The following is a 26,646-nucleotide window of genomic DNA, read 5'->3' as shown; positions in this document are numbered from 1 at the left end:
TGGAAAGAGTTGTTCCCTTTATGGAAGTCATTGCAGATTACGGTATGCTAGTGTGCTAGTGGTAAAAAAAATAGAGATTGCCTATGTTGGTGCTGAACACTCCAAAACCACAATATTTTAGACAGCTATATTATAGGAACTTTATGTCCATAAATAAAAAACAGGTTGACTTAACAGAGTGAATACAATTTATCATTCTGAAATTCAAAATTCATAAAAATTGATGCGATAATATTATCGTGCTCCACTTTTAACCGAGAGTGTTTCTCTCGACATTTTGTTACATCAACCTGTTCTACAGCAACTAAACTAAAACAACAATGGACTATGTGATTTATATTCCAAAATTAGTGTCAAGCTCTCCTTGAGGTATTGGAAAAAAGTAATGGCTTGCATTGACCGGTTGAGTTCCGTATTTATCCTGAAATTCAGGATTAAGCGTTTCTTCCAATATTCCCCATCTTTTAAGATCTCTGAACCTTGAACCTTCGCCCATTAACTCAATTTCCCTTTCACGTTTCAAAAGCTCAAACACTTCACTATCAGAATAGTTCGCCGCGTTGTACTCAAAGATGCCAAAACGTCTACGAACTCTATTAATGAAATCGACACATCCTGGCGCATTTCCTTGCATAAGCTGGATTTCAGCCCTCATAAGCAAGACATCGGCATACCTCATAATCCTAACGTTATTACCTGAAGCGGCACCACCCGCACCTGGACCGGTTTCATCAGGTCTGGTCTCTCTATTGTTTTTCTTTTTCCAGAAATATTGTAAGCCTTCAAAATCATATGGACGATTCGGGTTTTCTGGACAATAATCACACCATGTATCATCTCCTGCCACACCTCCATAGAAGGTTTCCGCTCCTCTTGGGTCAATAAATTCTGTACCAGACTCATCATCATAGATAAAAACCTCAGTCTTCTCTGGCTGGAATTTCCAGTTAGGCCATCCGTTCCAACTATGTAATTGTTGCATCATATTGTTCAAAAACGGAGCTGAACCACCTTCAACATTGGTAAACATTGCGGTACTACCCCCTTGACCTGCATATGTACATTGGAATTCAAAGACACTTTCAATGTTGTTTTCATTGATTTCCCCAAAATTGTACAGATAATCCTCGGCAGGTAATAAATCATAATGTCCTTCCAATTTAGCCAATTCAATTTCTGCTTCTGGAAGTCTATCATTATACAAGTATAATTTACCAAGTAAACCGGTCGCCGAGCCTTTGGTCGCACGGCCCAGCTCGGTGTCAGGAATTTCTCCAACCTCCTTTAAAAGCGATTGAGCTATTTTTAAATCACTTTCGGCCACGGCCCAAACATCTTCGGCACTACTTAGTGGGGCATCAACATTCTCAGATTGATCAAAGCTCAATCGGAGTGGTACGTCCCCCCATAAATTAGCCAAATTAAAATAGGCCCAGCCTCTCAAAAAATAAGCTTCCCCCCGTGATCGAATCACAAGTTCATTGGCATCGTTTTCTGCCAAATAAGCATCAGCTGAATCAATGACCAAGTTAGACCTCAAAATCATCATATAATACATTCTCCAAAGGTTTTCAACTGTGCGGTTGAATTGATTATGCTGATATGCCCTCATTTGAATGATTGGAACTTCGTGGTAACTCCCTAAAGCTCCGGCAGTCGCCTCTGTTTCATTGCCCAATACGTCCCAAATTTCGGGCCATTGATAGCTTCCTATCCAATGTTGAAAAAATGCCGCATAAGCTGCATTGGTACCCTGAACAATTTGATCTGGAGTTTTGAAATATGTCTCTAGTGTAAATTGTTCTGGATTACTCAGTTCTAAAACTTCCTCGTCACATGAAGAAAAGGTTAAAAAGAAAAGGACGAATACCCTTATCATTTTAAACTTGGTGTTTGTTATCGTTTTCATATATTTTTTTTTAAAGACTTATTTGAATTCCTAAAACAACTGTCCTTGCTGCAGGAGGAGTAAATTGATTTACCCCACGTACAAGGTTTTCTCCACCAATTTCTGGGTTGAATCCATCGTATTTTGTAAGCGTTAGCAAATTTTCGCCACTTGCATATATTCTAAATCTGGACATTCCGAATTTGGTTGTAAGTTCATCAGAAAAAGAGTAGCCTAGAGACATAAGCTTCAACCTAAAGTAACCAGCATCCTGGACCATAAGGGTAGATGGTCTTGTATTTGCGACTGCGTCCCCACTTAGGGCCCTTGGTTGTACACCGTTACCTGGCTCGGATTCACTTCTCCATCTATTGAGCACAATGGTCTCCTGATTCAAGATCCTAACCCCTGCACGATTCCATTTATAACCTTCGTCGTAAATGTCAACTTTTGCTACTCCTTGCCAGAATATATTAAAATCAAATTGTCCAATATTTAAACTGGCATTTAACCCAAAGAGATGCTTAGGAATTGGGTTTCCGATCATGGTACGATCGTCTCCATCAATTTTTCCATCACCGCTTAAGTCCCTAAATTTAACATCCCCAGCACTTGTAGAGGCTTCTTGGAAATAATCGTGGCCATTTGCTACTGCGTCGGCATTTGCAGCATCAATTTCTGCTTGTGTCATATAAATACCGTCTGCTTCGTACCCATAGAAATATCCTATTGGCCTGCCTTTTTCTGTTCGTGAAACTCCTGAAAGAAAGGGTTGTCCAAGCCCTAAACCAGTAACCACGTTTTCCTGAAATGTATAATTTGCACTGATGTCATAGCTTATCTTTTCTCCTATATCCCCTCTTTTGCCAAGTAAAAATTCAAAACCTTTGTTACTAACAGAAGCTGCATTTACAATGGCATTTCCATCAATGGTTCCTCCATCCTGCCCAGATCCATATCCTAAGGACAATGGACTAGGTACTGCAAAGAGTATATCATCAGTTTGCTTCTCAAAATACTCGACAGTACCGGTTAAGGTGTTGTTGAACAGTCCGAAATCCACACCAACAGTCAACGATTCCGTAGTTTCCCATTTGATTTCCGGGGAGGCATTTTGCACCACCGAGGCACCTTGTTGATACTCCTGATTGATGCCTAACGGGTATCCCACGCCCTGAGAGAATACAGAAGATAGATAACGGTATTGCCCAATGGCATCGTTACCCGATTTACCCCAACCAGCTCTCAATTTCAACTGATTGATCACTTCATTGTCTCTTAGGAAAGACTCCTCGTCCAATTTCCAGGCTAGGGACAAAGAAGGGAACTTACCCCATCTATTGTTCGGCGAAAAGTTAGGTGAAGCATCTGCCCGCATATTAAAAGTCATAAGGTATTTGCTCTTAAAACCATAATTTATCCTTCCAAAATATGATAGTCTTGAATCAATGAAAAGGTCTTGGGTGGGTTGCATTGGACTACCAGCCACACTAAGCAATTTTATTTCGTTTGTGGCATATCCAGTAGCTCCTATTCCTATTCCACCACCTTGAACACCATCCTGCCAGGTGTTACCCAACAAAGCTGAAACATTATGATCCCCAAACTGATTTGTATAATTAAGGTAGGATTCTACAATTGGTGAATAGAAATAAGAACTGCTTTCCATCATCGTGTTTACATTATGACTCCCAGCAGAAACATATTCATCTTGCCATTGAAAAAACCGCTCAAAATCACCTTTCAAGCCTGCTTGGATGGTATAGCTAAACCCTTTAAAAGGTTTAATTTTTAAATTAAGCTGTGTCTGGTAAGCCAACGTATTAGTCTCGGGATTCACTTTGTTTGGAACAGTCAAGGGATTGGATACATCTGAAGCGTCATTAATCCTATCCACATCAGTATATCCCCCTATTTGATTTTCATCATAAATTTCTTTGTAAGGCATATATCCCAACATACCAATATAACTAGGGCTTGCCCCTTTAATTGTTTTATAACTAAGTGCCGCATTGACGTTCAAATCGAGCCATGGCTTTATTTCAAAACTATTCTTGGTCCTGAGGTATGTTGCTTTGTTAGAAGAACCAATTATAATGTTCTCGTCGTCACGATGGCTGACCCCAAAATAATAGGTCGCTTTCTCCGTACCTCCTGAAAAACTAGCGTTGATCTCCGAACTATGACCTGTTTGAAAAATTAGGTCTTGCCAGTCATTCCTATCAACTCTCACTTCATCTGTTAATAATTTAGGCGGAATTGTCTGTCCAGCATTGTTAAGAGCATCATGTACATAGTCAATATATTGGTTCGCATTCAAAACATCTCTCTTATTGGTAGTAGATTTTAAACCACTCCAAAAATTCACATTTACCTTCATGGCTCCCTTACGACCACTTTTGGTAGTTACCAATATTACACCGTTGGCTCCACGCGATCCGTAAATTGCAGTGGACGATGCATCTTTCAAGACTTCAATGTTCTCAATATCATTAGGGTTAACGGTGGATAAATCACCTCCCAAGAAACCATCTATGACCACTAGTGGATCAGTATTGTTAAACGTAGTTATACCACGGATTCGAATTTTACCGCCCGTCGCATCCACACCTGGTGCACGTCCTTGTATAAGACCTGCTACGCTTGTTGCTTGACGGTCTCCCAAGTCTTCTGATGAGATAGAGGCAACCGCGCCTGTAAGGTCACTTTTTTGAACAGACCCATAACCAACGACTACAATTTCGTCCATGGCTACAGCACTTTCCGCCAACATAATGGATAAAGTGGTCTGCCCATTAAGAGCTATTTCTTGAGTCGAGTATCCTATGTACGAAGATACCAGCGTCGCATTTGCTTCCGATACATTAATGGAAAAATTACCATCAAAATCGGTCTGCACACCATTTGTGGTTCCTTTTTCAAGGATACTTGCACCAGCTAGGGGAATCCCATCTGGGTCGGTTACAGTTCCCGTAACTGTTAACTGAACCATCTTGTTCATAACTGGTACAGGATTTATAACCGGTTTTTTAGCGTTTTTCGCCTTTTGATCCCGCCATAAAACGACTTGGGTGCCCTTTACCTTGTAATTGGTTTCGGTATTCAAGAATAATCGATTGAGCACTTTTTCAATATGCTCCTTCTGTATATGAAGGGATAGTTTTCTTTGAAGGTTTACATGTTCTGTATTATAAACGAAGTTAAACTTTGTTTTTGATTCAATGTCATCTAAAATTTCCTGTACAGAAGCATTTTCAACGTTCAATGAGACCTTTGTCTTTTGAGCATAACTGTCATTAGCATGTAATCCAACCAATGCAGTAAACAATAACAATACGGTCAATCTCATTTTTAAGTCAAATTTCAACAAAGTTGCACTCAACTCGGAGTGGTTGAAGATTTTTTTCATAATTTTAAAAAGTTATTTGGTGGTTAGCATAATAATTTGCCATACCGCTTTTTTTAACCGGGAAATGTTAGCGCATTTTCCGGTTTAGTTTTTTTGGAAAGCGAATGACGATTCTGAATTTTCAAATCATAGGCATTGCAGTTATTTGTTTGGTTATACTTTAGTTTTATTTTTTTAGATTTCAGTTTATCGTCACTTTATTGTTTTCAACTGCGAAATCGATGTCGTGGATATCCTTAAAATACCCTAAAACCTCTTCAATTTCCATTCTATCAAAGCGCGCATTGAATACCTCCTCCCCAAGTTCAACATTGTTGTTGACAATTTCTATATTATAGTGACGTTCAAGTTTTTTTAGGATTTTATTAAAGGCCAACTCCCTATACACAAGACTTCCCTGCCTCCATGAAGTATAGAGACTTGTGTCTACTTCTTCAACCAACACATCTTTCGAGTTAGGGTCAAAAGACCCTTTTTGTCCAGGGACTAGTTCAACTAAAGCTTGAGACTGATTTTTTCCTGCCATATTTACGGCTCCTTCAACCAACACAACATCGATATTCTCATCCTCTTCATATGCCGAAATATTAAATTCCGTACCGAGCACTTTCACATCCAACTCATCAACACTGACCACGAATGGATTTGCAGTGTTTTTGGCAACATCGAAATAAGCATTCCCAGTAAGAAATACTTTCCTAAGCCCCTCTTCTAAAAAGTTTACTGGGTATTTTAAAGAACTTCCTGCATTTAATTGAACCCTGGTGCCATCGGATAATTCTATTTGAAAAGTTTTTCCATTGGGCACCAACAAAGTATTATATAATAAGACTTCGTTTTCAGTTACTTTTGAATATTGTATCAAACCTTGCTTTTGTACATAAACAACATTTCCTTCCCTATCCCGATATTCCTTATTTCCACTAGCATCTATGGACTGAACGATTCCATTGTTCAACTCCAAAGTAATAGTGTCTTCTTTTGGGACAAGTACATATTGGTCTTCTGTGGAGAAAAAGCCTTTTTGATAAATCAATCCCAGTGCCATCAAAACGATAACAGCAGCAGCATACTTCATCCAATCTGGGAAAAGTCTCTTAATCGGTTTGGTCTCATCACCAATTCTATTGTTTACCTTGCTATAGGCTTCATCAAGATCGTTCTTTAATGTGGCCAAATTCAAATCATGATAGTCGCGAACATAAGCTTCAAGAATTTTCTGATTGTTTGGATTCTCCAACCAATCCTGTAATTCCATGATCTCTTTTTCTGAAATCGTTCCAAGTAAAAGCTTTGTTATATTTTTTTTCATTATACTAGATGAAGATTCTTTCAAGTTCTTTTTAAGTTTTTAAATTGCATTCGATTACGCAATACATAATTAATACTGCTAAAAAAAGTTAAACCCTTAAAAAAAACCAAATAAATTTTTCAATTTCACACTGAACCTAGCTAACTAAACAAACTTTACATCGAAAATGACGGAAATTGAAGCGGTGGTTGCCATGAAAGGCGGCGACCAAATGGCTTTTAAGTATTTATTTAATTTGTTCTATGATCGTCTTGTTGCATATATCACAACATACACACATGACAAAATAGAATCTGAGGAAATTGTACAACAGGCATTCATTAGTTTTTGGGAAAATAAATCAAAGTTAGACGAGACAAAATCCCCGAAATCATATCTCTATGCCATTGTCTACAATAAATTCATAAATTCCATTAAGAAAAGTAAAAAGCAAAATGAACTTTTAAATCAAATATGGGAACGTGCTCTTGCCAACAGAATCGAAGAGGATACGGATGCTTTGCAATTGCGTATTCAGAAAATGCAACAAGTTATCGAAGCATTACCTCCAAAGTGCAAGGAAATCATTGTTATGAACAAGATACAGGGCATAAAGTATAAGGATATAGCAGACCAGTTAGGAATCTCCGTAAAGACGGTAGAGTCACAAATGCGCATTGCTTTTACCAAAATACGGGAAGCCTTTAAGGAGAACGATCCGTTGCTATTTTTACTTTTTAAATAGTTATAAAACAGAATTTCAACATTTCCGAGATGTCAATATTGGAAGTAATTTTATGTTAAAAAAATTCAAAACATCCCAACTATACATATTTTATTTGGAATCAATGAATCTGCATGCAAATGGAATGGATAGCCTTTTAGACCAAGGTAAAGATTTTATAACAATGTAGTCGTGGATTTGATACCACCCCTAATTATAGCTAGACATGCTTTTCACGTATTGCTTTGTCATTGATGTCAAATAGCCAACTCAATAAAAGTCATCATTTAGTCTTTTTTGTACATTATGATAGTTTGAACTTTCATTTTTAAAATAATCCGGGTCAATACTCTAATTCAAGACCCGGATTTCCGGTTGGTTATTAGGTTTGTTAATTATTCTTAAATCAATTAGTTAACAACATTTTTGAAATTGCCATAAGTTTAGCGAATCATCACCTCCCAATATCGGGTGCGTTTGGAACTGCCATCGGGGCCTTTCACCTCTAGGGTAATGACCGTGCGTACATTCTTGTCCTCAAACCTATAAATTGGGTCTTGTACCAAGGAACTATCACCATTACCAAAATCCCATGTCCATTGGTCAATTTTGCCAACAGATTCATCTTTAAAGGCCACTATTCCCTTCTCCTCATCAATAACCTTATACGTCCATGCAGCTTTAATTGGCTCCAGAAACTGGTCTTCCAATGGCATTAATTTAAAGGAGCATAGATACGAGGCATTGCTCACCATCCTAACGGTATGGGCAAGGTTTACATGGCCATCTCTATCACCTCCATCAAAATCCAATATGGACCAGGAGAGTCCGATGACTTTGTTTTCCCATAATTTAGATTCTATGGCTCTTTGAGGCCCATCGTGGGGTGCATAATCATAAGGTGTGATCCAGCCTTCCAATTGCAATGTCCCACTTTCGCCGTGTTCAAAATCGAAATCATAAGCGTAGTTGGCCCTGGGAAATTCGGAAATCCAAGGTTGACTTCCCCATACCAATACCCATGCATTGTTTACTGGCGGGGTATAGATATGGTAATTTTGAGCATGTACTCCGCTAAAATTTAAATGGTTTTCGATATAGGCATCCGTTTGGGGATCCCACTTCAATTCGTCTTGGTCGTACATGGGATTCTTGATGAAAGGACCACCTGAAAGATCTCCATCAACCACAAGTTCAAATATATCGTTCAAATAACCCTTTGGGTTAAAACGCTCAAAGTCCCAAAAATCATCATAGGCTTCATACTTAAAATAAATACGGCTCATACCCTTTACCCAACCTATGGTAACCTTTACGTCAAGGTCCTCGGGCGGAATGTCAGTTCCCATTCCATCTTCTGTATCATTTAACAAATCGGTTCCATAGATATAATCTTCCGGAACTATTTCCCAGTCGCTCATATCCCCATCAATTCTTGGCATTTGGTCTTTAGGGAATTGAAAAACCTGAAATACCCTCCCATCCCTTGAGGTTTTATAAGATGGTGTGGATTGACCCATTGATTCTGATATTGTTCCCAAGAAACAGCAAAAGAAAAATATCCATGGCTTGTGGAATATACTATAATGTAAGTTCTTATGATTTTTCATAACCTTTATGTGCTATCTTCTATTTAAAAATTTGGAAAGAATTTCCATTACATTATTTACCTGTTGATATCAACTTCGTAGACCTTGCCTGCCAACATATCAGGTAGGAGTAGTCGACCTTTGTCTTCCTCCAAATAAAAATCCGCGGCAGATTGCAGGCCATCAATCAATACGGTTGATTCTTCAGTTTTTCCATCTATTTTCCAAACTGTACCCGCAGCCCAACTACTTACATAATAATTGCCCTTACTATCTTGTTCTACCGCATCAGCGCCTCTAAACAGACCTTTAAGCGGTGTTAGTTCTCCATCCTTTTTTACTAAAAAATTACCCAGGAAAAATGCACCCACCATAATATCACCATTGTTGTCGACCCCTACACCATTCGGGTTCAACATTAGTGGCGAGGTGTCCTGTGCTATGGATACTTGACCATCTAGGGCTAAATGGTAAATACGTCCGAATTGTGGGACCAATTTTGCTTTTTCACTGTCCAGTGGCCACAGTTCGTTATTTTCATCACGCATATATTTGGTTGCTCCCATATCCGTAACATAAATACCATTGTTCTCAGCATCCACTGCAACATCATTTAAATACAGAACTTCTTCGGGAAAATCTTCTTTATCAATAAAAATGGTCGCATTGCCATCTTTATCAACTTTCCAGATACGGGTTAAATCCGAAAAATACAGGTGGTCATCTAAATGAACAATACCTTTGGGCTCATTAAAACCCTCGGCAAATACTTTTATGCCACTGGTAGAAATTTCAACTACTTCACCATCACCTTCTTCGCCTCCGTTCATTACAGTTACGTAGTAATTTCCGGCAAACCCTTTTGTAACACTTTCTGGTTTTACCCCTACTTCAACCGGAAATGGAATGTCTGATTGTGAAGTACACCCCGATATCAATACCATAGTAATTGGCAGTATATAGCGAGTAATTTGGTTTAGGCCAAATTTGGTCAAGATTGACACTTTTTTCATTATTGACTGGTTTTTAAAATTTAATTTTCGTCCTTAAATCACTGCTATGTCGGCGGCGCAAGGAACACTCTGAACATCAACAAGTTTAAGTGCACCGGAAGCGGGGTCAATTCGGAAACATTCGACCCGATCGGCATCTTGACTTGCTACCAACAAGAAATTACCGGTTGGATCCATTGTAAGGTTTCGGGCGTTCGAATTATCCGCTAATTGACATCGACCCGAAAAGGTTAACTTGCCATTTTCTTTACCTACGTCAAAAATGGCGATACTTTGATGTACCCTGCATATATAATAGTAATACGACCCGTCTGCCGATAGGCATCCCTCAGCTCCCCAATATTCAGACCTGCCTAGATTTTCCGGGTGGTCACGCGCCACAAAATCTTTCGGATAACAGGACACAGTCTGCACTGGAAGAAGTCCTTTGGTATCATCAACAGAACATACTGATACAGTTCCATTAAGTTCGCAATTAACGTATGCTATCCGCAACGATGGATGAAATTTGATTCCTCGTGGTCCTGAGCCAGATGTTAGTTTTACATTATCCTTTGGTTCCAACATTCCTGTTTTTGTGTCGAGAATGTACTGATGAACCTGATCTGTACCCAAATCAGTGGCATACACCATATTTGTTTTAGGGTCGCCAAGAATACCGTGTGGGTGGGGCATTGATTGACGAACTGGGTCCGGTCCCGAACCAGAATGATCTGGTGTTGATGTGACTTCACCAATTTTCCCTGTATCGGGATCGAATGGTAGTACAGAGATGCCACCTTCCCAATATCTTGTTACCAACAAAAAGCGTCCCGTACGATCAAATGCAGCACATGTATTGCCCCTACCGCCCGTGGACTGTGTGGATACTTTCTCAAGTTCACCATTGGGTTGAATTTTGTATGCTGTTACGAAACCAACGCCTTCACCTACGCCCGTATGATGGGAAAGCTCATGTGTGGCTATGAGAAATTGCCCGTTCGGGTGAACCTCTAACCACGTTGGCGAATCTTGCTTTGTAATATTGCCCGCTTTAGTAAAAGTACCCTCTGAACTATTAAAGGAGAATGATGAAATTCCTTCTCCAGGTTGCTTAGATCCCACCCAGGGTAGCTGTCCTGGCTCATATCCTGTATAACTCCCAACGAAAAGATAGGCTTCTTTGGTCTCCCCCATTTTATTATATATCGATTTAGTGTTACTATAAATAAATTATCTACCGATTGCTACATCTGCTCCATTCCAAACTATAAATCATTGTTCCCACATAAGTTTTCATCAAGTAGCGATGGTTCCAATTTTTCTTTATCGTTGTTTATGTGGAAGACAATTAAAAAAATATTTGCAAAAAATATATGGCTGATCGAACATGGACAGACACCCAAAGTGATTTTCATCTACTTTACTCTTTCAGTATCTTGCTGTTACAATATCAGCTCTGTCTCAACAACCAACGGACGGCATTATGCTTTAGCTTCTGGTACATTGGATTCCAATGCGCTGTTAGAAGATGACCTGGTTCCAAGTAACAAACTCGGCCCTTACCATATTCATAGGCCCAAACCGCAGGAGCGGTCGTGCCCATGTCCTTACCTTGATAACTATGGCGGAGACCATCTTCATTTACAGACTCCATCAGGATGTGTTCAGGATCCTTGTCGTACTCCATATAATGCTGCTCATCGGTAACCACAAAATCGGTAATCCCCTCCATGATTGGATGGTCTGATCTTTTCACCTTAACCTTAAAGGTTCGAATGGGCGGATGGCCCGCATAAACAGCTCCAAGAACGTCACGAATGTCGGTATTGGTACTTGCCAGGTCCGTAACGTTGTGAAAAAACAGTACCGAACCACCGTTCTCGACGAAATCACGGACGGCCTTGCCTTGGTGCGGTTGTATCCAAGCCTTCATTTCGCCTGATGTGGGCTCCAGAGGAGGATCACTAACAACAGCGACCTCATCAATGCCCTTGCCAAAATTATTGTTGAAGGTTGACGGAACCATTTTGTCACCTCCGCCAATGGGTCCATTGCCTTCGGGAAAAATACGGCCGTCACGATGAATAATAAGCATCTGGTAACCTTGCAGTGTCTCAGCGTTGAGAGATGTGTAGTCGTCGGTCATCTTAACTGATATGCCCATATCCTTAACAATGTCGCGAGTCAGTGCCGTACGTACTATATCAGCGTTGTGATAGTGATCGCCCATCAAAGCAAATATTGTGGCTTTCTCCGATGTTTTCTCCGGAGCTTTCTCAGGGGTTTTCTCCGGTGCCTGGGCACAAGCTATTGGGGAGGCTAATACTACTCCAGCTGTTAATCCTGCCATCGACGAGATGGCTGAGCGTCTCGTGACATTTTTTTTGGGTAAAGATGATTTTGGTTTCATGCCAAATATTGTTTTGGGTTATCTAATTTGTTTAAGTATTTCCCAGTTTCTGGGAAACTTGCTTTATTTTAAAATCTAGAATTACTTTGTTTTTATATATTAATCAGCATTGCACTGCAATATCTTACGGGGAGAAACGTCTTTATTCCTCACCAGTGGAATCGTTTGTTTGGATTGCTGAAAAAATAAATCTGCGCACAAAATCATGCAGTAAGTCAGGTACAAAAAAAGTATCTCGTGTAGCATCGGATGCATCGGCTGTTGTCACCACTAAAAGATCTAATTCCGGATATACACCAATATATTGTCCACGGTGCCCATAGGCGAAATACCCTTGTACTTCTTGTTCCCCTCGGGCTGTATTCACTTTATCTGGGCGTCTACGAACCCAGTTTAGGTATCCGTAACCTTTCTGCCTATCAAACCCCACTTGGTATTTCGACGCCTCTTTAACCCAGTCTTTAGGCAACAATTGTTTATCTTCCCAACGCCCATCACGGAGCAATAGGTAACCGAGACGCGCCATATCCCTAGCAGTCATATAGAGGCCGTTTCCTCCTTCTGGAATACCATCAGGGCCTTTTCTCCATTCACTTACACCAATGCCCAACTGATCAAAAAGATATTTTTCTGCCATAGCGGAGACATCGGAAGTATTTCCAGCAACATCCTGTTTCGCTTGCCTATCCAAAATAGCTGTGAGCAAGCTTGGAGCATAGTTACTGTACTCAAAGGTGGTTCCTGGAGTCAATTTGGGCTCTGCCTTAAGAAGCTGACCAATATCCATGAACTCCTTTCTACTTTCCACACCCGAACGGTGCGTGAGCACATCTTTTAGGGTTAGATCGGCCAACTTTGGGTGAATCTGATATTCAGGCAGTAAGTCGGCCACACGTTCATCGACATTCTTAATCCATTCTTGCTTTATCGCAACACCCAATAATGTGGCCACAAATGTTTTGGTAACCGAAAATATATGATTGTTAGCATCCTCAGTTTGCCCATTGAAATATGATTCGGATACAAGTTTCCCATTCCTGATTATGAGCAAACTGTAACCACTTGGAAAAATCTGTGGATATATTAGTTCTGCGTTTTTTAACGTTGTACCGTCCATACCTACTGATTCAGGATTAGCTTCTGACCAAGTAGATGTGGGCCATGGCCCCAAAACTTCTTGTTTTTGGTCCTGAGCAATTCCTCTGTCAATACAAATCAAGGTGAAAAAGAAACATAGCCCTATATACAAACCCAAGCTTCTTGTATATTTGGAAGCACCCAAAGGACGATTCTGGCAACCATTACGTTTTTTCAGTTTTTCCCGAGCACTAATTTCTTTTGTCATTCTTTTTCTTTTATGGACATGATCTGCCATACTTCTATTTTACTTGTCATCCGATTGCTTCGTTAGCCACCTTACGGAATTACGAATCAACCTCACCATCATTGGGTGTCCTAATGCCTCTGGTGTATGTCCCGGGGCGAGGTAAACAAACCTTCCCTTTCCTACTTCCCGCCACCAACCGGCCGGAGCAGATTTGTTGGCGTCCGAGATATTTCTCAACAACAACTGATCTGGTTCTCCGTAGTATTTGCTCATGTGCTGTTCGTCGTAGGTTCTAAAGTCCTCAACGCCAGCTGTAATTGGATGGTTCTTATCCTCGACTCGAATCATAAACTCCTCGGGCGCCGGATGACCGCCATAGTTTCCTCCGAAAACCTCGTAGTAAAGTCCATCTGGTGGGTAAATACCATGCGAATTATGCAACGCCAGAAATCCACCACCGTTATTTACAAAATCGTAGATAGCTTGTTGTTGCTCATCAGTCATCCACATAACCTGCGAGCCTTGCTCATAACCGTTGTGCCATATCTGACCATCCTTTAAGAAAATCAGTAAATCAACACCGTTCAAGGCTTCGGCAGTCAACGCTTTATGGTTTTCTATGTAGACCACAGGGATATTCTCTAGCGCCAGCGGCCCCATTAGCCCATTACGTACATGTACAGGAGAGTGGTAGCGATCTCCTATTACCGCCAGGGCCCTTGGCCTATTAGTCGATTCATAAACATCCGATGTATTCTGAATCTGAGCGGAGAGTACGGTTGATAGGCTGAAGGTCAGAACAAAAAGAACGAAAAACCGAGTTGCTATTCCCTTACTCCTTTCCGACAAAGATGGTATTAGTTTCATACTGTGATACACTTTCATGGTTGGTTATTAGTTAATTTATTTCTAGTTATATGTATTTTAAAGTTAATTTTGTTTATGCAATACATAATTTATACTGTATTAAATTGCAAAACCCTTAAGAAATACTTTTAAAAAAGGTGAATTTCGCACCCATGTGTTTAGAAGCGATTCAACTAATATCTTATTTTCATGACTGTCTCTGGTACACCGGAGTTCAACCTGATCCAAATTGAATCGTAGTTTAAAATAAACTGCTTATAAAATTACACTTCTGAGATAACGATGGTGCTTAGACATAAAATATCTTGCTAGTAACCACTAAAATATATGCGTTTCTAAATCCTAGATATTCAATGCGACAGAACCCAAAAATCACCGATAAATCATTTTTCTTTTTACAAAACACATCAATCTTTAAATTAAATTTGAGAATCAATTTTTTCCAGTTTTGACTTTATTCTCGCAATCAATGAACCATCTTATCTTTAATATAGAAAGAACCTTTAAGGCTTCAAAGGAAGAGTTGTCCGCACTTGGAAATGCGATGGAGGAAGAACATCTTAAAAGAAACGAAGTCTTTCTGAAATCTGGACAGGTATGCAATAAGTTGGCTTTTATATCAAAGGGGTCTATGCGCTTGTTCTACGACTCGCCCGACAAGGAGGTCTGCAATGATTTTTTCTTCGAAAATTCCATGGTAGGTTCATTAACCAGTTTTTTGTCACAAACCCCTTCTTTGGTCAATTGCAAAAAACGGGCATGGTATACCACTTGAACTAGATTAGGTTTTTTCCATAAAAAGGATAACTTTATCTTATTAATGATTTTTGCCTTCCTCTTTAATAATTTATAGTTTTAATGAATATCCAAAAAATCAACCAAAAATGAAGTCGATTCTAAAAATCCTATCAATTGCTTTAATTCTTTCAGTGTATGGTTGCTTTAAAAGCAAAAAAAAAGTATACACTAACACAGAGGATATTCCTGTTTACAGGGAAATGAAAGCAGAATTGACTTCACCACCAAATGTCCCCAGGCCCGTAGGGAAAAGAAAGCCCAAAAAACTCATCGTTGAAATGGAAATTCTTGAAATGGAAGGAGAATTGACCGATGGCGTAAGGTATGTGTTCTGGACTTTTGGGGGAACGGTACCTGGGAGCTTTATCAGGACCAGGGTCGGTGACGAAGTCGAATTTCATTTACAAAACCACCCTGATAACAAGTTGCCCCACAATATTGATTTGCATGCCGTTACCGGTCCTGGTGGTGGAGCGGAATCCTCTTTTGTCGCGCCGGGGCACGAAAAAGTATTTTCCTTTAAAACTTTAAACCCTGGACTTTATGTCTACCACTGTGCGACCGCTCCAGTGGGCATGCATATTGCCAATGGAATGTACGGTTTGATTTTAGTGGAGCCTGACGGAGGATTGCCTCTTGTTGACAAGGAGTACTACATCATGCAAGGGGATTTTTACACCAAAGGGGCCAATGGTGAGCGTGGTCTACAACCTTTTGATATGCAAAAGGCCGTCGATGAAAATGCAGATTATGTGGTTTTCAATGGAAATGTGGGCGCCTTGACAGGCGACAATGCCATTACTGCAAAGGTTGGGGAAACCGTTAGACTTTTTGTGGGCAATGGTGGTCCGGGTCTGGTGTCTTCTTTTCATGTAATTGGGGAAATATTTGATAAGGTGCATGTTGAAGGAGGCGACTTAATAAACGAAAATGTACAGACCACTATGATCCCCGCAGGAGGAGCTGCCATTATAGAGTTTCACGTAAATGTTCCCGGGACCTTTATTTTGGTGGACCATTCCATTTTTAGAGCGTTCAACAAAGGGGCATTGGGCATGCTGAAAGTGGAAGGAGAGGAAAACGAAAATATTTATTCCGGTGAGCAATATGATGGCATTTACCTGCCAGAGGGGCCTGGAATACAGGAAATGCCGACCACTGATGGCATTGTGGAATCTGAAATCCCAGCTAAAAATTTTGAAGAACAAATGAAGTTCGGCAAGCAGGTATATATGCAAACTTGTTTTGCTTGCCATCAGGCAGAAGGCCAAGGTATTCCGAATGCATTTCCGCCATTGGCAAAATCAGACTATCTAAATGCTGATATCAATCGGGCCATTGATATTGTACTGAACGGAAAAACTGGTGAAATCACTGTCAACGGCCAAAAATACAATAGCGTCATGACAAGACAAATGCTCTCATCGGAAGAAGTTGCCAATGTGTTGACCTATGTGTATAACAGTTGGGGCAATAACAATACAGTGGTTACCGCCGATATGGTCAATAAAGTAAAAAACAAATAATCCAAGTTTAAGCTTAATATCATGTCTGCGCATAACTTCGGAGTAGCATTTGCCTATCTAGTCTTCCAGACTTTTGGTTTCGCACAGACCGAAGGTATGGCAAGCATCAAGGGAAGTCGTTATATTCCATTGTACGGAAGGGATTCAACCCTTGTTGAGGTCCAAGATTTTCAACTGGACATATATCCTGTAACCAATAGCCAGTTCATACAATTTTTAAAGGCTAATCCTAAATGGCAAAAGTCCAATGTGTTGAAGCTTTTTGCGGATGACAATTACTTGCGCCAATTCAAAAACGACACGACCCTCATGGATACCGAAAACCCCAAAGGTCCTATAACCAATGTATCTTGGTTTGCAGCCAAAGCATATTGTGAATGCCAAGGAAAACGATTGCCGACCATAGATGAATGGGAATATGTAGCAATGGCCGACGAAGTTACCAGCGATGCCAGAAGAAAGGCCTCTTATAACCAAAAAATACTCTCGTGGTACGAAACACCTAGAACCGATGAGAGATCAATAGGTAAAACGCCTAAAAATTATTGGGGCATTTACGATTTGCATGGTCTGGTCTGGGAGTGGACCCTTGATTTTAATTCCGTCCTTATTTCGGGCGAATCCAGAAAGGATGTGGATAAGGACAGTAATTTGTTTTGTGGGAGCGCAGCCATAGGCGCAACAGATCTAATGAACTATGCAGCCTTTATGCGCTATGCATTCAGGGGAAGTATAAAAGCTAGGTACGGCATTAAGAATCTTGGATTTAGGTGTGCCAAGAACAGTACAGAAAGTCTATAAATATCAAAAACATGAAACCCTATATAGTTTTATTGATCACTATATTGGCCTTGACGGCCTGCAAGAACAATGATTCCAGGACTGTGGACAAAGATGTGGCATATCATTGCCCAATGCAATGCGAAGGAAACAAAACCTATGGCCAAAAGGGGAACTGTCCAATCTGCAATATGGATATGGTCAAGGTTGAAAACAAAACAAAAGAAACCGCTGATAGGACATATTCCGATATGTCCATTTACAATCTCCCATCTACGTGGACAACACAAAATGGCAAGGATATTCAGCTCAAGGACCTACAAGGTGATGTTTTGGTCATGGTCATGATTTATACCAGTTGCAAAGCGGCCTGTCCGCGCTTGGTGGCCGATATGAGAAATATCGAAGAACGCTTGCCCGAACATTCCAAGAAAAATGTGAAGATGATCTTTGTAAGTATAGATCCTGAAACCGATACCCCTGAGCGTTTAAAAGCCTTTGCCCAAGAAAACCTTATGGATGGGGAACCCTGGTTATTTTTACGCTCTTCGGAAGAAAACACACGTGAATTTGCCGCTGTTTTGTCCGTGAGCTACAAGGAAATTTCACCTATGGATTTTTCCCATTCAAACATTATAAGTGTCTTTGCCCCTAATGGAGAAATGATCTTCCAACAGGAAGGATTGGGGGTAAATTCGGACAATACCATAAAATACATCAACGCAGCTATTGAAGCTATGTGATATTCAATGATCGAGTATGTCCCACACGGCCTTCTACAAGAAAAAATCATCGGACCTTATACTACTAGATATCAATTAATTTTTTTTAGGGTTGGGATTCTATTCCGTCAATATAAAAAAACTGGAAGCCGCCAACATGGATATTTGATCAAACACCTTAGGTCCAGCATCGGATTTATTTACGTTTATAAAAAATAGCGGATAAAATGGTTTGGTCCCTAAACTTCCAATATCGATATGTGTACGTGACCAATTACCTCATGAGCATTAACAAGGTTTCTTAAGTTCTCTACGGTAGGGTCAAAAAATTTATCTGCTTGAGAATTGGACCTCTATCTATTATTGGCGGAGTACTTTGACTATTACAACCATGAAAGAAGACACCAATCCATTGACTATGAAAGACCGATCGATCTATTTAAGAGATCAGCTTGATAATTATATTAATTTTATAGAAAACCTATCCTAAAGATCGGGGTATCTACAATATTTATATCGGTTGCTGAATGATAAATAGAAAAACGACCCGCCAACATTGTATAAGCAATTTGAAAACCATATATGCATTTAAAAGAAAACATCCTAAATCAATTCATAAGCCCTCAAGGAACAAACAAAGAATTGGTTGAAAAAAAACTGCAAGAGATTACAACGCAACTATTGGACTTTCTTTCAAATGCAGCCAATAAACCGACTTATCCCAAATTTCAATATTTCGGAACGCAACACTTTGAAATACCAACGGAACCCAATAGTGACAACCAAATAGGTTTAAGGTTACAAGAACTTTTTGATTTCAACATGAACCCTGCCAATCCAAAATATATTGGTCATATGGACTCAATACCGACACTTTGGTCAATTATTGGGGATTACGTTGCTTCTGCAATGAACAATAATCAATTGAGTTTAGAAATGTCCCCAATATTAACTCAATTGGAATATTCGATTACAAGACAATTTGCAACTCTTTTCGGGTTTCCAAATTCAGCAGGTGGAGTTATGTTAAGTGGTGGTTCATTATCGAACCTTCAAGCATTGATAGTGGCCAGAAACGAAAAACTAAATCTAAATAACGGAAACATTTCCGCTTTACAAAAAGAACCCGTAATCTTCACTTCCGAACATTCTCATTCATCCATTCAAAAAATAGGAATGATATTGGGCATTGGCGCAGATAACGTAATTAAAATAAAGGCGGACGAAAATTCAAAAATGGACGTTGTCCATTTAGAACAGCAGGTCGAAGAACAGAAAAAACTGGGCAAGATACCTTTTTCGGTTGTTGCAACAGCAGGAACAACCGTTTCCGGAAACATAGACCCTTTGGATGACATTAACCGCATTGCCAAAGAAAATAACTTGTGGTTTCACATTGATGCCATTTATGGTGGAGCTGTCATTTTTTCGGAAAAGTACAAGCATTTAATGAATGGAATCGACAATGCAGATTCAATCTCATTCAACCCTCAAAAATGGTTATACGTTGCAAAAACCTGCTCAATGGTTTTGTTCAGCGATTTCCAAAATATGATAGAGAATTTCAGAATTTCAGCACCTTACATGAAAGAGCAAGAGGATTTTATCAACTTGGGTGAAATCAACATTCAAGGAACAAAATATGCTGAAATAGTAAAATTATGGCTTTCATTACTTGGTTTAGGTAAAAAAGGAATTCAAGAACTTATTGATTTCAGTTTTGAAATGACCGAAAAATTTATTTCAGAAATTAAAAAACGAGAATATTTAAAACTTGTGAGTAAGCCAGAATTGAATTTGATTTGCTTTCGTGGAGAACCAAATTATATCCAAGAAACAGAATTTGACGAATGGAATAAAAACCTACAAAACCATTTGATAAACGAAACGGATTTCTTCATTTCCTTGCCCAGATACAAAGATGACTTATGGTTAAGAACAGTTTTACTAAATCCTTTTTTGACAGAAGAATATATTGATTCACTATTTAAGGAAATAGACATATTTGATGAGAAATATAAAAATCAAACTTAAAATGGCAACCGTTGCATAAGCTCTTTTAAGGGGCTTTTTGTTTTAACATGATGGGTTTTTAGGTGGTATAATATTCCTTTTCTTGCCATTTTTGGCCGAATTTTATTGGATGTTTAAATAGTGTGGAGAAAATAACACTTATACTTATATTACCTTGGCACATTTGATTTTGGCCATTCCTTTTTCAATATTTGGGCGTGGAAAAAATAAAAACCACGCACACCAACACACCGGAAAACAATAGCAAAGCAGTGAAATTAAAACGAAGAAGAAAATTAGTAACCTATTTAAATATTCTGGACCAACCTGTTCGGTTCAATCCTTTCGTTTTCAGTCGGACTTTTATGTTATGGGCCTTACTTGGATTGATAGGCGGGGTAATTGCAGGGGTTTATTGGATTGTACTTGAGTTTCTGACCCATCAATTGGCTTTTTTTAGTGGTTGGCAAGTAATTCCGGTAATGGCAATATGTGGACTTTTGGCAGGTTTCATAATTCACTACATCGGAGACCCAGGGGAAATCCATTTGATTGTAAACAACATTCGGTTCAACAAGGGTAAACTGGATCCAAAGAACAATCCGTCAATGGTTCTCTCTTCTTTGTTGTGTATTGCATCAGGTGGTAGTCTCGGACCCGAAGCACCATTGGTTCAGGTTACAGGCTCAACCGGTACTTGGTTAGGAAAATTGTTCCGGCTAAAAGGAGAAGAGTTACGATCATTAAGTATCGCAGGAATGGCCTCGGGTTTTACTGCATTATTTGGAGCTCCTTTGGGCGGAAGTCTCTTTTCATTGGAAATACTTCACCACAAACACGCAGTTGAGTACTACAAAGCCATTATTCCCGCATTTGTCGCAAGTTGTTTCAGTTATTTGGTGTTTGCGTTGATCGTTCATTTGGGACTTGGTCCAACATGGGACCTATCTGCTTATGAGTATTCAGGGATTTTTGATTTTGGCCATGCTGTTCTCTTTGCCATAATCGGTGCTGCTTTTGGTTGGACCTTCATTTTTTGCACCAAGTTTTTCAAAACAGTGTTCGAGAAAAGGCCAATACCTATTTACGTCAAAACCTTGATCGGGGGAATCCTTCTTGGGGTCATAGCATTTTATTTTCCAATAACCCGATATTTTGGCCATTACGAAATCAACGAACTATTGAATGGAAATTTTTCAATGACGTTGTTGTTCGCAATTTTGATCTTTAAAATCATAGCCATTTCCATAACGGTAACATCGGGCTGGAGAGGTGGGTTTATTATTCCGCTCTTTTTTGTGGGGGCAACGCTGGGCTTGATTATCCACCAACTGTTCCCTTCAATAAATTTGACATTAGCGATAGTCAGCTGTATGGCGGCAATTAACGCTTGTGTAACCCGAACGCCAATGAGCACGACCATTTTACTTGCCACCTTGACAGGGTTTGGACATTTTATTCCAATCTTATTCGCAAGTTTGACAGGCTATTTTTTAGCTCCGAGAATTCCGTTTATAAGTTCCCAGATGGAGAAAGAAGAAAAAATTATGACCTAGTCCAAGTATTAGGTTAAGGTAGAATTTTCTGCTCTGTGGGTTTCTCTAAAATGGAAGAGCCACAGAGCATAATTAACAAAGTCCATATTCACAATAAGGATTATTCCGTTGTGAAAACATATAAAGCGGCATTAGTTTAATCTTATGTCGCTTTTTTTTGCTTTAATGTTACACAAGGTTGTTTGCAAAAAACGGGCATGGTATACCACCTTCGCTGGAAAAAAGTGAGCATAGTTAAATTACAAATAAGTCATTGACTCACTCATTTACAGTAGAATAAAAAATGGCTCAAACTTTCCGTTTTAGTGGTTCTCATTGTCCGTCCCATCCAGCTTGGCGACATTGCCCATCTTTAATGATTATACGGAAATCCCTGCTTTGGCGAGTTTATCAATACTATATAGCCCGCTTTTATTGAGGGTCCTAAACCGAAATCGAATATAAGTTTCAAGTATGCCATCCTTCTTTAGCATAAAGTATATATTTGGGACCGATTGGCAGTCCCGATTCGGGAAAATAATAAAGGACATTTTTATCCGAATTAAAATTAATGTTATCTTTGTAATGAATAAATTTAGCAATGATGTTTTCAAAAGCCTGTGAGTATGGTATTCGCGCTGTGGCCTATATTGCACTGCAATCCTTGGATGGAAGACGCGTCAGTGTCAATGAAATTGCTGAAGAAATCGATTCTCCGATCGCTTTCACGGCCAAAATCTTGCAACAGCTCTCGAGGAATAAGGTCATCCAATCCGTCAAGGGGCCCACAGGTGGCTTTGAGTTGGACCGAACCGAGATGGATACCGTAAAATTGAGCAGTATCGTCCATGCCATCGATGGGGATGGTACCTATGTCGGCTGTGGCCTTGGTCTCAAGGAGTGCAACGCAAACCAGCCCTGTCCTCTCCATGACAAGTTTGTAGATATCAGGACCGATTTAAAAAATATGTTGGAGAATACCAGTTTGTACGAACTGGCAATGGGACTGGAAGTTGGACTGACCTATTTGAAGCGTTAAAAAAATTTAAACTAATAAAGGACATTTTTATCCTATTTATTGAAATAACATTTAATTCTAATATCATGAACGATACCATGGAAAAAACAGTGGGCCAGATGGTGGCCGAGGATTACCGTACCCGCCCAGGTCTTTAAAAATCATAAAATTGATTTTTGCTGCAAAGGCAATCGGACCTTACAGGAAGTTGCCGACAAAAATGGTCTGGACAAGGAAGTTCTATTGCATGAACTGGACGAAGTCCAACGGGACAGTCAATCGGATCAGCCCGATTTCAATACATGGCCTTTAGATCTTTTGATCGACTATATCGAAAAAAAGCACCATCGGTACGTTGAGGAACGTATCCCGATCTTAAAGCAATATCTTAACAAGCTATGTCACGTACATGGCAACAAACACCCTGAACTGTTTGGTATTTTTGAACATTTCACCGGTTCTGCCGGCGAACTTGCCATGCACATGAAGAAGGAAGAACAGGTCCTGTTCCCCTGGATTCGTAGAATGGTGGCCGGAACGGCAGATGGAAAGACCTTGGGACCACCGCAATTTGGTACAGTCCATAACCCTATTCAAATGATGATGGAGGAGCATGACAATGAAGGGGAACGGTTCCGAAAAATAGCTGCCCTGAGCGGTGATTACACCCCACCTTCCGATGCCTGTAATACCTATAGGGTTGCCTTTTCCCTTCTTCAGGAATTTGAGGAAGATCTTCATCGACATATCCATTTGGAGAACAATATCCTGTTCCCAAAAGCAGAAACATTGGAAAAAAAAGTACTAAGCAACTAAAGCCCTTATGGCCGGAACACCCATCAAACGACATAAGGCCCTACAGGGAGTAAGCCGTGAACACCATCACGGCCTGCTCCTATGTTGGAAGATTCGAACGGGACTTTCAAAAAAGGTAGCACCGGAACGCATAAAGACCTATGTGGATTGGTTCTTTAAGACCCATTTGATCCCGCATTTTGAATTGGAGGAAAATCACATCTTTCCCATTTTGGGTATGGATAATCCAAAAATTAAAAAAGCGTTAAGGGAGCATCGCAGATTGGTCCGGTTATTTACCTCCAGCGTTGACCCTATCAGGAGGTTGGTACAGATTGAAGAGGAACTGGAACAACATATACGATATGAGGAACGCCAGCTCTTTAATGAAATTCAAAAAATTGCCAGTGACGCCCAGTTGGACCTAATACAAAAATATCACAACCATGAAAAATTCAAAGACAATACCTATGACCCATTCTGGAACTAAAAGCAAAGGTAATGTCCTTACCAACGTTCACAAGCGTCTGTTCTTGGAATACAAGAAAGGTGAGATGGGCTATGCCACCATAGCAATCATAGGGCAAAGCTGTTTGGGCTCTGCAGCAGTAATGGTACTGTTGATGGGAGCATTAGATACCGCGGTACAAATGACCTTACTATTCTTTGTGACCATCTTTTGCATGGCGTTCAATGGGGCCGTATTGGCACAATTGAAACCTTTGACCACATTCAATATATTGATTTTGAGCGTGCTGTTCAGTATGGGAGTCATTCTTATGTATTTGGCTTAGCTCTTCCCTAAGGACGGGATAGCACCTTCTTACCACACCTCTTACAGGTGTACTTTTAAAAATCCCCAGCCTTCCACTAGGATATTAAGTTGGACCACCTAATTAAAGGATTATATTGATTATACATATAAATGATAAAAAGGTTATTTTATTATTAATAAGTCTTTTTATAACTTTTGCCCTATTCTAATTATTCCTTAAACCCTTGTTCTAATTTTATACAATGAACTTAAATGAACTGCGCCAGATATGTTTTAGCATCATTTTCAGGTAGTGAACCATGACCAGCGAGGGGAACTCGCACTAAGGGATGTGGTCTTCAAAAGCATTGCATTTGAACTGATGACATCAGGGCAACTCCATTCCTTTTTCGACTGCACACATTTGAATACCGATGCCTTCAAATTACATTTCCCCACAATTTACAGGAAATGTCTGGGCCATAACATCCCAATTGACAGAGATTTGATACCTGTGGTCCCAACTGCTCTTATTTCTGTGGGGGCATTAATGCCGATGGGTATGGAAGGACCTTCATTAAAAACTTTTTTGCCTGCAGGGAATGTGAAAAGACTGGACTTCATGGGGCGAACAAATTGACCTCAAACTTCTTACTGGAAGCCCTTGTATATACCCATAATACCTACACCCATTTGAGTTCCCATCCACTTGTCCCACCACCTAGGAGAATTTCATATTGTGAAAAAAAACGTTCCGTGCCCGTGGATCTCGAATTGGTCAAGCTTCATGTCCACAACCTCCAAGCATTGATGCGGAACAAGGTGGGAATTGTGCGGAGTACAGAAGATCTCAAGGGGGCCGCTAGGCAGTTGAAGGTTCTCCATGGGAAGGTCCGTAGACTTTTGTCGATATCAGCGGTAAATCCTACTCTCTATGAACAGGCAAATATACTGGATGTTGCCCAAATGATTGTTTCTCATTCGCTAGTAAGAAGGGAGGACTGAGAAGGTTATTTCAATAAGGACCACAACACATCAGGATGGCTCTTCCATAAATAAATAGACGATATCCATTGCTCCAGGGCCAAGGAGGTCTTTGAAATCTTATGGCACAATATCAAGTCTAGTCCATCCAAGCTTGGCAAACCAACAAATCGTTCAATTGCATATCATGGGGTTCAAGAGGTATCTTATCGATTTGCTGGAAAGGGTAAAAAACCCCTACTTTGTGGGCCTTCGGACAATCCGCAACAAAAGTATCATAATATCCTCCCCCATAACCCAGTCGACACCTATCACCATCACACGCCAACCCAGGAACCACAATCATGTCATAGGTCCCTTCAAATATACTTTTGCCAGCGGGATGCTTGGTTCCGAAAACCCCAGGTTCCAAATCCTGCAAGGATGTAAGGATCAAATTTATAAACCTCCTTTTGGGCAAGGTCTGTGGGCAAATAACTGTTTTTTGATGGGCCAAACACTGCTTTATAAATGGAAAAATATTGATTTCGGAACCCATTGGTAGATAGGTATGAACCGTTTGGCATCGTTTCTGTTCCATCAGATGCCATAGGGCTTCACAGACATTTTGATCATAAATGGCCTTGGCGGCAGGGGACAAAAGGCTCCGTTGACGCAACATCTGTTTTCTAATTTTCTTTTTTTTTGTTTTGACAGGGATACTCATACAATGAATATTTCGGACAAAAATATCCGTTAATTTTCAAATCTCCGCATCTTTATGCTAATTTTAGGTTCTGTTCCTATAAAAATCCAAAATGGATTCATGGAATTTGGTGTATAGTTATTTTATTATAAAAAGTGATACAAAAATAAGAAATCGTAACTCTGGAGGAAGTACGGCAACTGGTGGATATTTTCTATGGCAAGGTTCGCAATGATGATATATTGTCGGATATTTTCAATGGCGTAATCCAAGACAATTGGCCAGCCCATTTGGAAAAAATGTACCGGTTTTGGCAAACGGTCCTATTGGGAGAACACACCTATTATGGTAGTCCCCTAGCCCCCCATATCAAACTACCGGTCCAAGGAACACATTTTGACCGATGGAAGCAGCTCTTTATGGAAACGGGGGATGAGAACTTTACCGGTGAAAAAGCCGCTGAGGCCAAGTTTCGGGCGGAAAAGATGGCGGAGATGTTCCAATTGAAGATTGAATATTTTAAGCATATTGAATAA

At 40.0% G+C, this 26,646-nt stretch carries 23 protein-coding genes and 2 pseudogenes; 15 read left to right on the top strand and 10 right to left on the bottom strand.

Annotated features, from left to right (window positions below):
- Positions 1-334 precede the first annotated feature (334 nt).
- The 3 genes from MURRU_RS13305 to MURRU_RS13295 form a co-directional block, all read right to left on the bottom strand.
- The gene (locus MURRU_RS13305) at positions 335-1,909 is read right to left on the bottom strand and encodes a RagB/SusD family nutrient uptake outer membrane protein (RefSeq protein WP_014033995.1); all 1,575 of its coding nucleotides are present in this window, start codon (positions 1,907-1,909) and stop codon (positions 335-337) included.
- 10 nt (positions 1,910-1,919) lie between these two features.
- The gene (locus MURRU_RS13300) at positions 1,920-5,297 is read right to left on the bottom strand and encodes a TonB-dependent receptor (RefSeq protein ID WP_014033994.1); all 3,378 of its coding nucleotides are present in this window, start codon (positions 5,295-5,297) and stop codon (positions 1,920-1,922) included.
- A gap of 181 nt (positions 5,298-5,478) precedes the next feature.
- Entirely contained in the window at positions 5,479-6,609 is a 1,131-nt protein-coding gene (locus MURRU_RS13295; RefSeq protein WP_041801546.1) for a FecR family protein, read from the bottom strand.
- Between the two features lie 166 nt (positions 6,610-6,775).
- Between MURRU_RS13295 and MURRU_RS13290 the strand changes: the two genes are divergently transcribed.
- Complete coding sequence (locus tag MURRU_RS13290) at positions 6,776-7,333, top strand: RNA polymerase sigma factor (protein WP_014033992.1); 558 nt, start codon at positions 6,776-6,778, stop codon at positions 7,331-7,333.
- 422 nt (positions 7,334-7,755) lie between these two features.
- On the opposite strand, the gene MURRU_RS13285 is transcribed toward MURRU_RS13290, so the two are convergent.
- The 4 genes from MURRU_RS13285 to MURRU_RS13270 form a co-directional block, all read right to left on the bottom strand.
- Entirely contained in the window at positions 7,756-8,832 is a 1,077-nt protein-coding gene (locus MURRU_RS13285; RefSeq protein WP_222835039.1) for a PKD domain-containing protein, read from the bottom strand.
- 146 nt (positions 8,833-8,978) lie between these two features.
- The gene (locus MURRU_RS13280) at positions 8,979-9,914 is read right to left on the bottom strand and encodes an SMP-30/gluconolactonase/LRE family protein (protein ID WP_014033989.1); all 936 of its coding nucleotides are present in this window, start codon (positions 9,912-9,914) and stop codon (positions 8,979-8,981) included.
- 33 nt (positions 9,915-9,947) lie between these two features.
- A complete protein-coding gene (locus MURRU_RS13275; protein WP_014033988.1) occupies positions 9,948-11,090 on the bottom strand; it encodes a lactonase family protein in 1,143 nt (380 codons plus the stop codon).
- A gap of 256 nt (positions 11,091-11,346) precedes the next feature.
- Positions 11,347-11,991 (bottom strand): ThuA domain-containing protein, encoded by a 645-nt coding sequence (locus MURRU_RS13270; RefSeq protein ID WP_222835038.1) that lies wholly within the window; start codon positions 11,989-11,991, stop codon positions 11,347-11,349.
- A 148-nt stretch (positions 11,992-12,139) separates the two neighbouring features.
- Here MURRU_RS13270 and MURRU_RS17970 point away from each other — a divergent pair, with 148 nt between their 5' ends.
- Positions 12,140-12,385, top strand: a complete 246-nt coding sequence (locus tag MURRU_RS17970) for a hypothetical protein (protein WP_187289889.1) — start codon at positions 12,140-12,142, stop codon at positions 12,383-12,385.
- Between the two features lie 63 nt (positions 12,386-12,448).
- Here MURRU_RS17970 and MURRU_RS13265 read toward each other — a convergent pair whose 3' ends face one another.
- Positions 12,449-13,651 (bottom strand): serine hydrolase domain-containing protein, encoded by a 1,203-nt coding sequence (locus MURRU_RS13265; protein ID WP_187289852.1) that lies wholly within the window; start codon positions 13,649-13,651, stop codon positions 12,449-12,451.
- Between the two features lie 39 nt (positions 13,652-13,690).
- Complete coding sequence (locus tag MURRU_RS13260) at positions 13,691-14,500, bottom strand: ThuA domain-containing protein (RefSeq protein WP_041801545.1); 810 nt, start codon at positions 14,498-14,500, stop codon at positions 13,691-13,693.
- 469 nt (positions 14,501-14,969) lie between these two features.
- Between MURRU_RS13260 and MURRU_RS13255 the strand changes: the two genes are divergently transcribed.
- The 12 genes and pseudogenes from MURRU_RS13255 to MURRU_RS18230 all read left to right on the top strand — a co-directional run bounded on the left by MURRU_RS13255 (position 14,970) and on the right by MURRU_RS18230 (position 25,446).
- Positions 14,970-15,275 carry a Crp/Fnr family transcriptional regulator gene (locus MURRU_RS13255; RefSeq protein ID WP_014033984.1) on the top strand — a complete coding sequence of 102 codons (306 nt, stop codon included), beginning with the start codon at positions 14,970-14,972 and terminating at the stop codon, positions 15,273-15,275.
- A 109-nt stretch (positions 15,276-15,384) separates the two neighbouring features.
- Complete coding sequence (gene nirK / locus MURRU_RS13250) at positions 15,385-16,824, top strand: copper-containing nitrite reductase (RefSeq protein WP_014033983.1); 1,440 nt, start codon at positions 15,385-15,387, stop codon at positions 16,822-16,824.
- 21 nt (positions 16,825-16,845) lie between these two features.
- On the top strand, positions 16,846-17,625 hold the full coding sequence (locus tag MURRU_RS13245) for a formylglycine-generating enzyme family protein (RefSeq protein ID WP_014033982.1): 780 nt from the start codon (positions 16,846-16,848) through the stop codon (positions 17,623-17,625).
- An 11-nt stretch (positions 17,626-17,636) separates the two neighbouring features.
- Positions 17,637-18,347, top strand: a complete 711-nt coding sequence (locus MURRU_RS13240) for an SCO family protein (RefSeq protein ID WP_014033981.1) — start codon at positions 17,637-17,639, stop codon at positions 18,345-18,347.
- 621 nt (positions 18,348-18,968) lie between these two features.
- The gene (locus MURRU_RS13235) at positions 18,969-20,360 is read left to right on the top strand and encodes a pyridoxal phosphate-dependent decarboxylase family protein (protein WP_222835037.1); all 1,392 of its coding nucleotides are present in this window, start codon (positions 18,969-18,971) and stop codon (positions 20,358-20,360) included.
- Positions 20,361-20,611: 251 nt separating this feature from the next.
- Positions 20,612-21,895, top strand: coding sequence for a chloride channel protein (locus MURRU_RS13230; protein ID WP_041802051.1), 1,284 nt, complete (start codon positions 20,612-20,614; stop codon positions 21,893-21,895).
- A 583-nt stretch (positions 21,896-22,478) separates the two neighbouring features.
- Entirely contained in the window at positions 22,479-22,913 is a 435-nt protein-coding gene (locus tag MURRU_RS13225; RefSeq protein WP_014033977.1) for an RrF2 family transcriptional regulator, read from the top strand.
- Positions 22,914-22,978: 65 nt separating this feature from the next.
- Positions 22,979-23,708, top strand: a pseudogene (ric, locus tag MURRU_RS13220) (iron-sulfur cluster repair di-iron protein).
- A 7-nt stretch (positions 23,709-23,715) separates the two neighbouring features.
- Positions 23,716-24,177 carry a hemerythrin domain-containing protein gene (locus MURRU_RS13215; RefSeq protein ID WP_014033976.1) on the top strand — a complete coding sequence of 154 codons (462 nt, stop codon included), beginning with the start codon at positions 23,716-23,718 and terminating at the stop codon, positions 24,175-24,177.
- The gene (locus tag MURRU_RS13210; RefSeq protein WP_148261513.1) at positions 24,134-24,481 is read left to right on the top strand and encodes a hypothetical protein; all 348 of its coding nucleotides are present in this window, start codon (positions 24,134-24,136) and stop codon (positions 24,479-24,481) included. Before MURRU_RS13215 ends, MURRU_RS13210 begins: the two co-directional genes overlap by 44 nt.
- A 488-nt stretch (positions 24,482-24,969) precedes the next feature.
- Positions 24,970-25,083 (top strand): annotated as a pseudogene (locus MURRU_RS18235) (FAD-binding protein); the annotation flags it as partial.
- 114 nt (positions 25,084-25,197) lie between these two features.
- On the top strand, positions 25,198-25,446 hold the full coding sequence (locus MURRU_RS18230) for a hypothetical protein (protein ID WP_148261512.1): 249 nt from the start codon (positions 25,198-25,200) through the stop codon (positions 25,444-25,446).
- A 118-nt stretch (positions 25,447-25,564) separates the two neighbouring features.
- Here the strand turns inward: MURRU_RS18230 and MURRU_RS13200 are convergent, their stop codons facing one another.
- Complete coding sequence (locus MURRU_RS13200; protein WP_049789113.1) at positions 25,565-26,131, bottom strand: 5-formyltetrahydrofolate cyclo-ligase; 567 nt, start codon at positions 26,129-26,131, stop codon at positions 25,565-25,567.
- Positions 26,132-26,283: 152 nt separating this feature from the next.
- On the opposite strand from MURRU_RS13200, the gene MURRU_RS13195 reads away from it, so the two are divergent.
- Positions 26,284-26,646: a group III truncated hemoglobin gene (locus MURRU_RS13195; protein ID WP_041801544.1), complete on the top strand. Its 363-nt coding sequence runs from the start codon at positions 26,284-26,286 to the stop codon at positions 26,644-26,646.

Source organism: Allomuricauda ruestringensis DSM 13258, from assembly GCF_000224085.1.
Taxonomy (GTDB): Bacteria; Bacteroidota; Bacteroidia; order Flavobacteriales; family Flavobacteriaceae; genus Flagellimonas; species Flagellimonas ruestringensis.
The sequence above is the reverse complement of the archived record's forward strand: the minus strand, read 5'-3'. Positions and strand labels throughout refer to the sequence as shown.